General features: G+C 68.0%; 12 protein-coding genes and 1 pseudogene. 4 read left to right on the top strand and 9 right to left on the bottom strand.

Annotation, left to right across the window (positions count from 1 at the left end):
• Positions 1–135: 135 nt before the first annotated feature.
• Together secB and VHB27_RS18565 are read right to left on the bottom strand one after the other, a co-directional pair.
• On the bottom strand, positions 136–651 hold the full coding sequence (gene secB, locus VHB27_RS18570) for a protein-export chaperone SecB (RefSeq protein ID WP_325603269.1): 516 nt from the start codon (positions 649–651) through the stop codon (positions 136–138).
• Between the two features lie 268 nt (positions 652–919).
• Positions 920–1,474: a histidine phosphatase family protein gene (locus VHB27_RS18565; RefSeq protein WP_325603271.1), complete on the bottom strand. Its 555-nt coding sequence runs from the start codon at positions 1,472–1,474 to the stop codon at positions 920–922.
• A 258-nt stretch (positions 1,475–1,732) separates the two neighbouring features.
• On the opposite strand from VHB27_RS18565, the gene VHB27_RS18560 reads away from it, so the two are divergent.
• Complete coding sequence (locus VHB27_RS18560; RefSeq protein ID WP_325603267.1) at positions 1,733–2,404, top strand: Tim44/TimA family putative adaptor protein; 672 nt, start codon at positions 1,733–1,735, stop codon at positions 2,402–2,404.
• A gap of 4 nt (positions 2,405–2,408) precedes the next feature.
• Positions 2,409–3,173, top strand: coding sequence for a (Fe-S)-binding protein (locus tag VHB27_RS18555; protein WP_325603265.1), 765 nt, complete (start codon positions 2,409–2,411; stop codon positions 3,171–3,173).
• Between the two features lie 116 nt (positions 3,174–3,289).
• Here the strand turns inward: VHB27_RS18555 and VHB27_RS18550 are convergent, their stop codons facing one another.
• From VHB27_RS18550 to VHB27_RS18540, 3 genes are all read right to left on the bottom strand, one after another.
• Entirely contained in the window at positions 3,290–4,246 is a 957-nt protein-coding gene (locus tag VHB27_RS18550; RefSeq protein WP_325603263.1) for an aldo/keto reductase, read from the bottom strand.
• Positions 4,247–4,478: 232 nt separating this feature from the next.
• Complete coding sequence (locus VHB27_RS18545; RefSeq protein ID WP_325603261.1) at positions 4,479–6,194, bottom strand: N-acyl-D-amino-acid deacylase family protein; 1,716 nt, start codon at positions 6,192–6,194, stop codon at positions 4,479–4,481.
• Positions 6,195–6,286: 92 nt separating this feature from the next.
• Positions 6,287–7,192 (bottom strand): TauD/TfdA dioxygenase family protein, encoded by a 906-nt coding sequence (locus VHB27_RS18540; protein ID WP_325603259.1) that lies wholly within the window; start codon positions 7,190–7,192, stop codon positions 6,287–6,289.
• Between the two features lie 276 nt (positions 7,193–7,468).
• On the opposite strand from VHB27_RS18540, the gene VHB27_RS18535 reads away from it, so the two are divergent.
• A complete protein-coding gene (locus VHB27_RS18535; RefSeq protein ID WP_325603257.1) occupies positions 7,469–9,631 on the top strand; it encodes a glycogen debranching N-terminal domain-containing protein in 2,163 nt (720 codons plus the stop codon).
• A 120-nt stretch (positions 9,632–9,751) separates the two neighbouring features.
• Positions 9,752–10,846, top strand: a complete 1,095-nt coding sequence (locus VHB27_RS18530) for a mandelate racemase/muconate lactonizing enzyme family protein (protein WP_325603256.1) — start codon at positions 9,752–9,754, stop codon at positions 10,844–10,846.
• A 124-nt stretch (positions 10,847–10,970) separates the two neighbouring features.
• On the opposite strand, the gene VHB27_RS18525 is transcribed toward VHB27_RS18530, so the two are convergent.
• From VHB27_RS18525 to VHB27_RS18510, 4 genes and pseudogenes are all read right to left on the bottom strand, one after another.
• On the bottom strand, positions 10,971–12,332 hold the full coding sequence (locus tag VHB27_RS18525) for an ATP-binding protein (RefSeq protein ID WP_325603254.1): 1,362 nt from the start codon (positions 12,330–12,332) through the stop codon (positions 10,971–10,973).
• 6 nt (positions 12,333–12,338) lie between these two features.
• A complete protein-coding gene (locus tag VHB27_RS18520; protein WP_325603253.1) occupies positions 12,339–13,052 on the bottom strand; it encodes a response regulator in 714 nt (237 codons plus the stop codon).
• Positions 13,053–13,228: 176 nt separating this feature from the next.
• Positions 13,229–13,714: a hypothetical protein gene (locus VHB27_RS18515; RefSeq protein ID WP_325603249.1), complete on the bottom strand. Its 486-nt coding sequence runs from the start codon at positions 13,712–13,714 to the stop codon at positions 13,229–13,231.
• 146 nt (positions 13,715–13,860) lie between these two features.
• Positions 13,861–14,400 (bottom strand): annotated as a pseudogene (locus tag VHB27_RS18510) (prenyltransferase/squalene oxidase repeat-containing protein); the annotation flags it as partial.

Here is a 14,400-nt window from a genome sequence, read left to right as displayed (position 1 = left end):
CTGGCGGCTGAACACGACGGTACGGGTGCCCGGCGAGACGCCGCTGGTGATCACGGACGACACGCCGGGCGGGGCGGATGGTCTGTCGCAGCAGGGGTTCGACCGGCGGTAGCGGACCCTGCCCGCGATGCGCGGTCAGGCCACCGCGGGGGCGTTCGCGCCGGCCTGGGCGCGGCGGTTCTGCCAGAGCGCGACGAAGTCGATCGGCTGCAGCAGCACCGGCGGGAAGCCGCCGTCGCGGGTCACGTCGGACAGGATGTTGCGCGCGAACGGGAACAGGATGCGCGGGCATTCGACCAGCAGGACCGGCTCGATCGCCGTCTCGGGCAGGCCGTTCAGCGTGAACACGCCGGCATAGGTCAACTCCGCCACGAAGACGGTGGGCGGCACCGGGCCGGCCTGGCCATTCTGGGCCTGCGGGGCATCGTGCGCCTCGGCGCGGATCACCAGGGCGACCTCGAACACCGACTGGCCTTCCTGCACGCGGCGGGCCTGGACATCGAGGTTGATGGCGACCTGCGGCTGGGCGCGCAAGGCGGTGAAGATCTGCGGCGCACCGGGCACCTCGAACGACAGGTCCTTCACGTACTGGATATTGACGACCAGCGGTTGCGGAGCGGGGCCTGACGGCTGCTGGCTTGTTTCGGACATGAAGGGCTCCGTTGAAAGGACGATCGCCAAGGAGAGGCGTGGTCGCGCGGTCGCCTAGCACGGTTGGGGGTGGATTGCCACCGGGATCGCCCTCTTGGGACCGCCCCCCAACGGGACTACCCCCGGCGGGACTGCCCCCCGGCGGGACTGACCCCGGCGGGACTGACCCCGGCGTGACTGACCCCGGCGTGACTAACCCCGGCGGGACTGACCCCTGGGGATCGCCACGGACCCGTCGTTGCGGCGGCTCCGCGGCCGGAGCGAACCGTCACGCCCGCCAGATCACCCGCTCGGGCGGTTCCTCCGCGGGGTCGCAGCGCAGCCATTGGCCGTTCGCGACGCTCTGGCCGGTCAGGCTCAGGATGAAGCCCCAATGGCTGACGACCAGCGTGTGCGCCCAGTCGTCCCGCTGCGCCAGGTCGCGGCGAAACCGGGCCGCGCGGTCCATGATCGACGCCTCGGGCTCTTCCTCCGGCGGCCACCAGACCTCCGGGATCGGGGAGAAATCGTGCTGCGGCCAGTCGCGCTCCAGCACGCTGCGGGGGGTGCCGATGTCGCAGGCATAGGCGTAGCGCTCCCGCACCAGGGGATCGACCGTCACCGCCATCCCCAGCGCGGCGGCGATCGGCCGGGCGGTCTGCAGCGCCCTGGTGTAGGGCGAGGCGATGATGCGGCGGATCCCGGCCTCGGCCAGTTGCTGCGCGGCCTCCTGCGCCTGTTCGTGTCCCAGCTCCGTCAGGCGCGGGTCGACGATACCCGGATCGCGGCGGGTGGCACCGAAATGGAGGTTGAATTCGCTCTGGCCGTGGCGCAGCAGGATCATGCCGCGGGCCATACAAGCGCGCCGGCCAAGGAACAAGCCCCAAGGAACAAGCCCCAAGGGACTAACCCCAGGGGACTAACCCCAGGGGGCAGGTCCAGGTGAAGAGGTCCAGGGGGCGGGCGCGTCCAAGGGGCGCGTCCAAGGGGCAGGTCCAAGGGGCAGGTCCGGGGGCAAGTCCGCAAATTTGCGCTTTTCCGCCGCTTCCGTTTGTCAGGCGGCCGTGTAACGCCTATCTGTCCTGCGCAGAGGAGAGCAGGGATGGGTTCGAGCGGCAGTTTTCCGATCGATCTGGTGATTTTCGGCATGATCGCCGCCTTTCTGGTGCTGCGGCTGCGCAGCATCCTGGGCAAGCGCACGGGGTTCGAGCGTCCCGCCGCGCCGGCGCAGCCGGCCCAGGCGCGGCGGCCGGCCGGGCCGGTCATCGAGGGCAAGGCGGAGCCTCCGGCCCCGCCGGCGGCGACGCACATGCCCGAATCCGGCAGCCCCGCCGAACAGGCGCTGGCCGCCATGCGCTCGGTCGACCCCAACTTCGACCCCGCCCGGTTCCTGGGGGGCGTCGACCAGGCGTTCCGCATCATCGTCCATGCCTTCGCCGCCGGGGATCGGACCGCGCTGCGGCCGTTGCTGGGCGACGAGACCTATGCGGCGTTCGACCAGGCCATCGCCAGCCGCGAAAAGGCGGGGGAGACCCAGGTCAGCGACATCAAGTCGGTCGAATCGATCAATATCGTCGACGCCGCGCTGCGCGGCCGGGTCGGCAGCATGACGGTGCGGATCGTCTCCGACCAGATCAGCCACACCACCGACAAGGACGGCCGCCCCGTCTCCGGGACCGACGCGCTGACCGAGATCATCGACCTTTGGACGTTCGAGCGCGACCTGTCCCAGCAGGATCCGACATGGCGCCTGGTCGCGGTGCGCAGCGGCTGATCCTGTGAGCGATGCGCAGAAGCGGGTCGCGCTGTTCGTGACCTGCCTGGTCGACCTGCAACGTCCTTCGGTGGGGTTCGCGGCGATCAAGCTGTTGGAACAGGCGGGATGCCGGGTGGAGGTGCCGCGGGCGCAGACCTGCTGCGGCCAGCCTGCCTACAACGCCGGCGACCGGGTGACGGCGCGGGAACTGGCGCGCGGGATCATCACGGCGTTCCGGGGATACGACTATATCGTCGTGCCGTCCGGGTCCTGCGCCGGGATGCTGCGCCACCACATGCCGCACCTGTTCGATGACGATCCGAACATGCGGGCGCTGGCGGATTCGGTGGCCGAGCGGGTGCATGAACTGGTGAGCTTCCTGACGGACGTGCTGGGGGTGACGGATACCGGCGCGACGTTCAACGGCTCCGTCACCTATCACGACGGTTGTTCGGGGCTGCGGGAGATGAAGATCAAGCAGCAGCCCAGGGACCTGCTGCGCGCCGCGGGGGCGGACGTCAAGGAGATGGCGGAGCCCGAGATCTGCTGCGGGTTCGGCGGGACGTTCTGCGTGAAGTATCCCGATATCTCGGTGCGGATGGTGTCGGACAAGACGCGCGACATCGTGGCGACCGGGGCCGAGACGGTGCTGGCCGGAGACCTGGGCTGCCTGATGAACATCGCCGGGCGGCTGCAGCGCGAAGGCCATGCGACGAAGGTCCGTCACGTGGCGGAGGTCTTGGCCGGAATGACCGACGAGGTGCCCCCGATCGGGGAGGTGCGGTGACGGCCGGGGGTTTCCTGTCGTAGCCGGGCTTGGCCCGGTCACCCGCGACGTGTGATCCCTGCCGAGGGAAAGCCGTGGATGGTCGGGCCAAGCCCGACCACGCCGGAAAGGGTTCGTCAGTTCTTCGGCTTGCTGGCCGCGTCGATCTTGGCGATCGACTCGGGGTCGAGTTCGATCTCTGCCGCCTCGGCCAGTTCCGCCAGTTGTTCCAGGTTCGTGGCGCTGACGATCGGTGCCGTGACCGATGGGCGGGCGATCAGCCAGGCGATGGCGATCTGGCCGGGCTTGGCTTCGTATTTCTTGGCGACCTCGTCCAGCGCCTTGATCACCGCGAAGCCGTCGTCGTTGAGGTATTTCTCGACCCGCGACCCGCGCGTGCGGCCTTGCATATCTGTTTTCGAACGATACTTTCCGGTCAAGAAACCGCTGGCCAGCGAATAATAGCCGATGACGCCGACCTTCTCCTTCAGGCACAGCGCTTCCAGCGGTCCCTCGAACTCCGTGCGTTCCACCAGGCTGTAGAGCGGCTGCAGGCTCTGATAGCGGGGCAGGCCTTTTTCGCTGCTGATCTTCAGCGATTCCGCCAGCCGGTCGGCGGAGAAGTTGGAGGCACCGATTTCGCGCACCTTGCCTGCCTTGATCAGGCCGGCATAGGCGGTCAGGGTCTCCTCGATCGGCGTATCGGGATCGTCGCGATGCGACTGGTACAGGTCGATGTAGTCGGTCTGCAGGCGGCGTAACGAATCCTCCACGGCGGTCTTCATGTAGGCGGCCGAGAGGCCCTTCTTGCCGGGCGCCATTTCGATGCCGAGCTTGGTGGCGAGGATGACTTTGTCGCGATTGCTGCGGGCTTTGAGCCATTTGCCGATGATCGTTTCGGACTCGCCGCCGCTGTTGCCGGGGTGCCAGCGGGAATAGACGTCGGCCGTGTCGAGGAAGTTGAAGCCGGCGTCGAGCCAGGCGTCCAGCAGCTTGAACGACGTCGCTTCGTCGGTGGTCCAACCGAAGACGTTGCAGCCGAACGTGATGGGCGGGACGGTCAGGGACGATTGGCCGAGCTGACGCTTCTCCATGGGGGACTCCGTCGGTTGGGGGGCAAGGACTGTACGCGGGAACGAGGCGATTGCCAAACCGGAGGCGTGGCCGCCAATTCCATGAGAGCAGGCCTTCGCCCGGCCGTCGGGCTTGTGTCATGGCCCAATCGCGAGCCGCCCGTCATGGCCCGGCTTGACCGGGCCATCTCCTTCCTCTGAGCCACCAGGTGGCCCGGCCAAGCCGGGCCCCGACGAAACGGCCGCGCCGCTCCTACGCCGCGGCGCGGACCAGCTTGCCCGGTGTGGCACCTGTATAGACGCCATCCTCGAACGTCGGCACGCCCGACACCAGCGTGTGCCGATACCCGTCCACCCGCTGCAGCAGGCGGCGTCCGTTCATCGGCAGGTCGTAACGGACCTCGGGGATGTGCAGATGCAGGTTCTGGTAGTCGATGACGTTGATGTCGGCCTTCTTCCCGGCCTCCAGCCGGCCGCGGTCGTGGAAGCCGAAGAAATCGGCCGTCTCGCTGGTCTGGCGCTTCACCAGCGTCTCCACCGGAATCCGCGGCCCCCGCGTCCTGTCCCGACCCCAATGCATCAGCATCCAGCTCGGCATGCTGGCATCGATGATGGAGGAGCAGTGCGCACCGCCGTCCGACAGGCCCAGCAGCGTGCCTTCGTCCGTCAGCATGGTGTAGGCGACGTCGAGATTGTCTTCATTGTAACCAGTTACCGGGAAGAACAGGAACCGGTCGGCGCTGGCGGCGAGGTAGTCGTATGCGACCTCATCCGGCGTGCGCCCCTCGCGCTTGGCGATGGCGGCGATGCTGTCCTTGTCCTCGGGTTCGTAGTTCGGCGGGTTCTCCATCGGGAACATGCGGTGCCACCGCGTCGTGATGTGCTGGCGGAACTGCGACAGCCGGTTCAGCAGCGCGGGCGAGGGCGCCTCGTTCAGCACCGTCTGGCGGAAGGCCGGGTCCTGCAGGCGCTGCATCCGCTCCGCCACCGGCAGCTTCAGCAGCGCCTGGTAGCTGGGCCGGATGCTGAACGGGTTCAGCGCCGTATCGATCCCCAGCAGCACGCCGACCGGCCGGCCCGGCACCTGCGCGGTGACTTTCGCCCCCGCCGCGCGCGCCTTGTGAACGCCGCCGATCAGCCGCTTCCAGCGGGTGATGTCGGTGGGGCGGTCGGTCAGCAGGAACCAGATCGGGCGCCCGGTGTCCTGCCCGAACTTCGTCATCCAGGCCAGCTCCTCCTCCTCATCGTCGAAGTCGCTGTTCATGCCGAACGCGCCGTGGCTCAGGCCCTTGAAGGCGGAGCCGATGCCCAGCAGCTCATCGACCTCGGAATAGCGGCCCGGCACCATGCTGCCGTCCGGCGTCTTGTGGGAGTTGGTGCGCGACGTCGTGAAGCCGAACGCCCCGGCCTTGAGCCCGGCGCGGACATGGTCGCGCATCGCGGCGATGTCGTCGGCGGTCGCGGCCTCGCGGTTGATCGCGCGGTCGCCCATCACGTAGACCCGCAGCGGGTGGTGGGGAATCTGCGCCGCAACGTCGATGGAGCGCGGCATGCCCTCCAGCGCGTCCAGATAGTCCGGGAACGTCTCCCAGTTCCATTTCAAACCATCGGCCAGCACGATGCCGGGGATCTCCTCGATCGATTCCATCATGCCGATCAGCGCCGAGTGGTCCTTGCCGCGCACCGGCGCGAAGCCGACGCCGCAATTGCCGAACAGGATGGTGGTGACGCCGTGCCAGGACGACGGGGCGAGTTCGGGATCCCAGGTGGCCTGGCCGTCGTAATGGGTATGCACGTCGACCCATCCCGGCGTGATCGTCAGCCCGTCGGCCTTGATCTCCCGCTTGGCCGGACCAGCCTTGCCGCCGACCTGGGTGATGGTGTCGCCGTCGATGGCGATATCGCCCGTGAAGCTGGGCTTGCCGGATCCGTCGACGATGGTCCCGCCCTTGATCACCGTGTCATGCATCGCGCTTCTCCCATCCGCTTATGGCGGTATGGGAGACCCGAGCGACCCGGCGGTCAAGGTTTCGGCCCGACGGGAGGGGCCATTGGGATGGATCAGGCGGCGGCCCGGCCGGCAACGGGCGGGGCGTCGTCGATCAGGATGATGCGATGCAGGCGGCGCTGGTGCGCGCTTTCGTCCCATTCCGTCGCGCGATGCATGCTGCAGCGGTTGTCGGACATCAGTACGTCGCCCGGCTGCCAGTGGTGTTCATAGACGAACTCGGGCGCGATCAGGTGGTTCAGCAGGTCGGCGTAAAGCCTGGACGCCTCGTTCGGATCGGATGCAACGATTTCCGATCCCCATTCGCCGCCCAGGTACAGCCCGTCGCGCCCAAGCTCCGGATGGTGGCGCACCAGGGGGTGGACGACGTCGGGCATCTTCGCCCGTTCGGCGGCCAGCGCCTCCTCGTTCGCTTCCGGGAACAATGCCTTGAACAGCGTCGCCCGGCTGTGCCGGACGTCCAGCCCGTCGATGGCGGCGCGCTTGTCGGTGGGCAGCGCCTCATAGGCGGCGAGACCGTTGGCGTACCGGGTCTCCCCGGCTTCGGGCGGCACGACCAGGGCGTGAAGGAAGGTGAACAGGCCTGGTTCCGGCAGGTGGTAATGGTCGGTGTGCCAGTTCAGCCCGACGCGGGAGGCGCCGACGCGCTTGCCGCTTTCCTCGGCGTTGCCGACGACGAAGATCTCGTGGTGGTCGTCCAGGCAGTAGTGGCGCTGCGAATGCAGGTCGAAGCGGTCGCCGAAGCGGCGGGCGAAGGCAAGGAACCCGGCCGGCGGCAGCGCCTGTTGTCCGCGGAACAGCAGCACGACGCGTTCGGCGCAGGCAGTACGCAGTGCGGCGGTCAGCCCATCGTCCCACGGTTCGGCGAGATCGAGCCCGTCGATGCGGCTGGCGATCTTGGGCGTCAGGTCGCTGACCCCCAGGCCGCGCTGTGCCAGTTCCTCACGCCAGTCGATCACGATGACCCTCCTGTGGCAGGCGATGACGGGCGGTAGTCTAGGGACGGGGGAAGGGCGCGTCCATACGGATGTGGCTTTTGCCGGCGGGTCCAGCCGTTGCCTTTCGGCCATCGGAATGGCAGCGATCTCGTCATCGCCCGGCTCGACCGGGCCATCTCCTTCCCCCGAGGCACGGGATGGCTCGGGCGAGCCGCGCCATGACGGGAGGGGACGCTCCCAAGGCGGCGCCTCATCGGCTATCATCCGTCCACCACCCCCGATCGGAGTCTCGCGCGCATGCCTTTCAAGGTCCAGGTCGGCCCGCCGCAGATCGCCATCCACCAGGCCATGACGGTGCTGCTGACGGAAAGCAACGGCCAGATCATCTGGCCCAGCGACAAGGGGCTGTTCTTCTTCGACACCCGCCTGATCAGCCATTGGACGGTCTTCGCCAACGGCGCGGAATGGGACCTCTTGAACGGCGGCGCCGTCAATTTCGACGCCGCCCGGATCTTCCTGACCAACCGTGCCTTCCTGACCGAGGACGGACCGATCCCCGCCGAGACCCTGGCGTTCCAGATAAGCCGCGTCCTCGACAAGGGCCTGCACGAAGACCTCGACATCACCAACCACAGCAAGAAGCCGATCCGCTTCAACCTGGAGATCGTGGTGCGGTCGGACTTCGCGGACGTGTTCGACGTCAAGTCCAAGCGCGACATCCGCCGCGGCCATATCGACACCGACTGGTCGGAGCATCGGCAGACCCTGCGCACCACCTATCGCAACGCCGATTTCCATCGTGCCGTCTCGGTGTCCGTCGGCCGGGCGGACAGCCGAGCGGTGTATGCGAACGGGCGGCTGAGCTTCGAGGTGCGGGTGCCGCCGCAGGGGAAATGGCATGCCTGCCTGCTGTACGAGCTGATCGACGGCGACACGCGCTATCACGCGCCGCACGGCTGCGGCGACGATCCCAATTCGCCGCCGGCGCGCCAGCACCGCGACTGGCGGGAGACGGTGCTGAAGCTGCGGTCCTCGAACGAGGAGTTCTATCGGTTCTTCCACCAGGCGATCGACGACATGGCGGCGCTGCGGCTGCCGATGGAGGGGACGGACCACCTGGTGTTCATCCCCGCCGCCGGGCTGCCCTGGTTCATGGCCCCGTTCGGCCGCGACAGCCTGATCGTTTCGTTGCAGAACATCCTGGTCTATCCGGAATTCGCGCGCGGCGCGCTGGATGTGCTGGGCCGCTGGCAATGCCGGGAGCGGGACCCGTACCGCGATGCCGAACCGGGCAAGATCATGCACGAGCTGCGCTATGGCGAGCTTGCGCATTTCCGGCTGATCCCGCACACGCCGTACTACGGCACCGCCGACGCGACGCCGCTGTTCCTGGTCACGCTGCACGCCGCCTGGCGCGCCACGGGGGACCTGTCGCTGCTGGAGACGTTCCTGCCGGTCGCCGAGGGCTGCCTGGAATGGATCGACAACGACGGCGACCGCGACGGCGACGGGTTGCAGGAATACCAGACGCGCTCCCCGGTCGGGTATGAGAACATGGCCTGGAAGGACGCCGGCGATTCGATGACCTATGCCGACGGCACGCCGGTCAAGGGACCCAAGGCGCTGTGCGAGCTGCAAGGCTATGTCTACGACGCGTGGCTGCGCATGGCCGAGGTGTTCGACGCCCTCGGCAAGCCGGACCGCGCCGCCGAACTGCGGCAAAAGGCGGCCAACCTGTTCCGGAGATTTAACGACGCGTTCTGGGACGAGGAGACGGGCTATTACGCCTATATGCTGGACGGGGAGAAGCAGAAGGTGACGACCGTCGCCTCCAACCCCGGCCACCTTCTGTGGTCCGGCATCGTGCCGCCCGACCGCGCAGCGCGCGTCGTGAAGCGGCTGATGGCGCCCGACATGAACTCCGGCTGGGGCATCCGCACATTGTCGGCGAACCATCCGGCATTCAATCCCTATTCGTACCAGAACGGCTCGGTCTGGCCGCACGACAACAGCCTGATCGCACTTGGTTTCAAACGATATGGTTTTGCCGAGGAGGTATCCGACATCGCCCGGGCGATCAGCGACGCGGCCAGCCATTTCCTGTTGAGCCAGCTGCCGGAGCTGTACGCGGGGGTGCAGCGGGCCAACGGCAATTTCCCGGTGCAGTATCTCGGCGCCAACGTGCCGCAGGCCTGGGCGGCGGGGTCGTGCTTCGCGTTCCTTCAGGCGATGCTGGGAATCCAGCCGGACGCGCCGAACGACCGGCTGTACGTCGATCCGGCGCTGCCCGCCTGGTTGCCGGACGTGACGCTGTCCGACCTGCGCGTCGGGCGGCACAAGCTGGACATCAAGTTCCACCGCCAGAACGACAAGACGGTCTGGGACGTGGTGAAGGGCGACGCCAGGCTGGTCGAATTCCGCCGCGTGGCCGACGTGCTGCCCAAGCCGCCGACGGCCTGAGTCCCGCCCCGAATCCCCGCCCTGAATCCCCGTCGGGCCGACGGGGTAAATTGCGCGCCGCTCAGGTCCCGACTAGCTTGGGGCAACCGCAACGGGCCAACCACAACGAGGGCGTCCAGCATGAAAATCACCCATTACGAAGCCGTCCACCTGAACATCCCCGAGGATGACCCGCTGGCGAACATGCCCGAGGAAGCGGGCCGCAAGCGCCCGATCGTCATCCTGCGCCTGCGCACCGATGACGGGATCGAAGGCATCGGCGTCACCTTCTATGGCGGCAAGATGACCGGCAGCCTGCGCTTGGCGGTGGCCGAACTGGCGGCGCTGACGGTGGGCGAGGACCCGCTGCGGATCGAGCACATCGTCGCCAAGCTGCGCAACGGCACGGGCGACAGTTGCGGGCCGGGCGGCGTATTCTCTCTGGCGCTGTCGGCGATCGACGTCGCGCTGTGGGACATCAAGGGCAAGGCGTTGAACCAGCCGCTGTGGAAGCTGCTGGGCGGGCATCGCGACAAGGTGCCGACCTATGCCTCGGGGTCGCTGCGTCGCGGGCTGACCGACGACCAGGCGCAGAAGGCGGCGCAGATCCTGGTGCAGAAGGGCTTCAAGGAGATGAAGACCCAGATGGCGCTGCCCGGCCACCCGACCATCGCCGACGAAATCCGCCGCGTGCGCCTGGTGCGCGAAGCGATCGGGCCGGACATCAAGCTGATGTGCGACATCAACCAGCGCTGGCGCCCGGAGCAGGCGATCGACATCGGCAGCCGGGTCGAGGACGTCGGCCTGTTCTGGCTGGAGGACGTGACGACCGCCGACGACTACCAGGGCCTCGCGCGCGTCACGGCGGCGCTGAAGACGCCGATCGCGGGCGGCGAATACCTCTACGGCATCGCCCCGTTCCGCCAGATGATCGAGGCCCGGTCCGTCGACATCCCGATGATCGATATCTGCCGCGCCGGCGGGGTGACGCAGTGGATGAAGATCGCCGGCATGGCCGAGGCGTTCAACCTGCCGGTCGTCAGCCACGTGATGCCGGAGATCCTGTGCCACCTGGTCGCCGCCTGCCCGAACGGGCTGACGGTCGAATACATGCCGTGGATGCTGTGCCTCTACGAGGAGACGCCGGTGGTCGACAACGGGATGCTGATCCTGCCGACCAAGCCGGGGCTGGGGCTGAAGTTCGACGAGAAGGCGATCGCCAGCTTCAAGGCATGAGGCCTGGGCCGACGGGCGCGCCTGGGGCGTCCCTCCCAGGGGGCGTCCCAAGGGGGGCGTCCCAAGGGGGTGCCCTAGGGGCCGTCCCAGGGGTGTCCGTCGGCCGCCCTTGCGGCCGGCCGCGTCAGGCTTGGGCATGGGGGATCGAAAGCCGGACGCACAGGCCATGCGGCGCGCGATCCAACAGTTGGATCCGTCCATTGTGGGACTGAACCACGGCGGCGACGATGGATAGTCCTAGCCCGATATGGCCCAGCCCCGTGTGCCCCGCGCCCGTGCCGCGGCTCGCATCGCCTCGGAAGAAGGGCTTCAGCACCGCGTCCTTCTTGTCATCGGGGATGCCTGGCCCGTCGTCCTCGACCGAAACGACGATGCCGTCGGCCGTGGCCTCAAGCCCCGCGATGACGTGGGCGCCGAACTGCGCGGCGTTTTCGATGAGATTGATCAGCGCCCGCTGCAGCGCCAGGGGGCGGCAGGCGGCGCGGGCATGCAGGGGCCCGCGGTAGCATATCTCGGTCCCGGTATCGCTGAAGTCGTCGCAGACCGTCTGCATCAGCACCGCGACATCCACCTGGTCGATGGCCTCCTGCGTCGCCTCCTCGCGCAGGAACGCCAGCGTCCCGGCGATCATCGTCTCCATGCCGCGGATATCGTTCAACAGACCCTGGCGGGCCGTCGCATCCTGGATCGCCTCGGCCTTGAGACGCAGCCGCGTCAAGGGCGTGCGCAGATCGTGGCCGATCGACGCCAGCATGTGCGTCCGGTCCGCGACGATGGATCGCAGCCGTTCCAGGACGGAATTGAAGGCATGCGCAACTTGCTGGACCTCGCGCGCCCCTTCCTCTCGTACAGGCGCGGGATCCTGCATCAGGCCGACATGTTCGGTGTCCGCGGCAAGCCGGACCAGCGGCGTCGTGACTTTGCGCGTCGCCCAAAGCGAAACCAATCCGATCAGCAGCGGAATCAGGATCAGCGACGCCACGCCGCTTGGAGAAAGCCAAAAAATCGGCTTCCACTGACGCTCCGGGACCTGGAACCGGAAAACCAGGGGCTTCTGGTCGCCGCCAGGTGGGCCCACGCGGACATTGAGGAAGTCGTCAGGCGTGCCCGGCGCTTTATCGTTCCACACCGCGATGTCCGGACTGGACGGCCCCAGTTCCTGGCGAATGGATCGACGAAACCCATCCGTCAGGAACCCCGGCGTCTTCGACGGGGCCGGGGACGACGTGGGACCGTCCGTCACCGCAAGTCCGGCCGCGCCCGCCGCGGCCATGACGGTTGGGCGGTCGCGTTCGGGCAGCGTCTCCAGCAGGCGCAGGACCAGGTCGATCTGGGCGGCGGGCTTGATGAACGGGGGCGGCATCCCGGGCGGCCGCATGTCGAAGGACATCCAGACCACGGCGGACAGACCATGCGCGACCAGCAGCGCCACGACGACGATACTGGCGATCTGGGCGGTCGCCCCGCCGTTCAGGAGTCGTTTCATCCGGTCCTATAAGAGCTGCACGGGCGAGGTGAAGATATAGCCGCCCTGGCGGACCGTGATGATCATGGTCGGATTCTTGGGATCGGCTTCGATCTTGCGACGCAACCGGCTGATCTGAAGGTCGATGGACCGACCCAGCGATGCCGGGACGCGGCCATAGGCTTGGTCGAGGATCTGCTCGCGCGACAGGACCTTCCCCGCATGCTGGCAAAAGACGGAGAGGATATTGAACTCGGTCGTCGTCAGCGAAACGTGGAGCCCGTCGGGCGAACGGAGCTTGCGCAGGCCCAGATCCAGCGCCCAGCCGTCGAAGGTGAGGGTAGAATGTCGATGTATGCGCGAGTCGAGCCAGGCGCTCCGGCGCAGGACGGCCCTGACCCGCGCGAGCAATTCGCGTGAGCTGAACGGCTTGGTCAGGTAGTCGTCGGCCCCGACTTCCAGTCCGACCACGCGGTCGGCCTCGGATCCCAGCGCCGTCAGCATGATGATGGGTACCTTGGACGCGGCCCGTATCCGGCGGCACAGGCTCAAGCCGTTCTCTCCGGGCAGCATCAGGTCCAGCAGCACGAGATCGACCCGACCGCCGGCCATCATGCCGTCGAACGATCGTCCGTCTTCGGCAACGGAAACGCGGTAGCCGTAGTTGCCCATGAAACGCGAGACCATCGAACTGATCTCGGCATCATCCTCGATCAGAAGCAAGTGTGTGTCGGCGTGCATCCGCCGTCGATAACGGATTTCGGCCGCGGCACCAAGGGTTTTGGTCGCGGGTGTGCTGTTGCGCGGTCGATTCGCGCGATCGTTGTATCCCCCTTTGTTCTGAACGAAACAGCGTCGAACGCCGGATTGGCGGCAAATGACTTGCGCTCGACCATGATGTTACATGACCGGTTCGGTCACCGAGGGGCGCACGCCTGCACCAATGCCCGCCGCGCCGCCGCCGCGTCGCGGGCCAGCGCCAGCAGGGCCGGGACCTGTCCCGGTTGCCGCAGCACGCTCAGTGCGATCCGCAGCGGACCGATCCCCCCGGCCGCGTCCAGCGCCGCCAGCGCCGCCGGCGGCAGGTCGCGTTCGGCGGGATCGCACACCGCCCGCACGGCGATGAACGGCACGCCCCTCGCGGTCGCCGCCTGCGCCACCATCCCGCTCTCCAGGTCGATCGCCTGCGCGCCGGTCCGCCGGAACAGCGCAGCCTTGTCGGCGGCCGAGGCGGCGACCGTCGCGCCGCCCCACAGCCGGTGCGGCGTCAGCCCGCCGAACCGCGCGGCAAGGCCAGGATCGGCGGAGAACGCACCGGCTTCGGTCAGGATGATCTCGGGCACGATCGCCTGGCCGGGCCGCAGCGCCGGGTCCAGGCCGCCGGCCAGGCCGAAGCTGATCAATCCGGTGACGCCGGCATCCAGCAGCCGCGCGATCGCCCGCGCCGCGCCCTCGGCCGATCCGCCGCCGATCGCGATCGGCAGGTCCAGGCGGCGGGCGATGCGGGCCTCGGCCGCCAGTCCGACGACAATCCCCGGAAAGTCCAGTGTCAGAACCCCACCTCGACCCGCCGCGTGTTGCCGCGCATCAGGTTGCGGTAGCGCGCCATCGCCAGCAGCGGGAAATACAGCTTGTAGCCGTGGTAACGCAGGTAGAAGACGCGCGGGAAACCGACGGCGGTATAGGGCTTCTCGTCCCAGCCGCCATCCGCCTTTTGCCGCGCCGCCAGCCAGGCGATGCCGCGCGCCGCCGACTCCCGGTCCGCCGCCCCCGCCGCCATCAGGCCGAGCACGGCCCATGCGGTCTGGGAAGGGGTGCTTTCCTTGTAGCGGCCATGCGGTGCGTCGCCGTAGCTCTCCTCATCCTCGCCCCAGCCGCCGTCCGCGCGCTGCACCGTCTCCAGCCACGCCACCGCTCGGGTCATCGCCGGGTCGTCATGCGGCACGCCGGCGGCGTTCAGGGCGCACAGCACCGACCAGGTGCCATAGATGTAGTTGGTGCCCCAGCGGCCGAACCAGCTTCCGTCCGCCTCCTGCTCCCGCCGCAGATAGGCGATCGCGCGGGCCATCACCGGATCGTCGGCGGCCAT

It is taken from the genome of Rhodopila sp. (assembly GCF_035548235.1).
In the GTDB taxonomy this organism is placed as follows: domain Bacteria; phylum Pseudomonadota; class Alphaproteobacteria; order Acetobacterales; family Acetobacteraceae; genus Rhodopila.
Note: the sequence above shows the minus strand (reverse complement) of the source record. Positions and strands in the feature narration are given on the sequence as shown.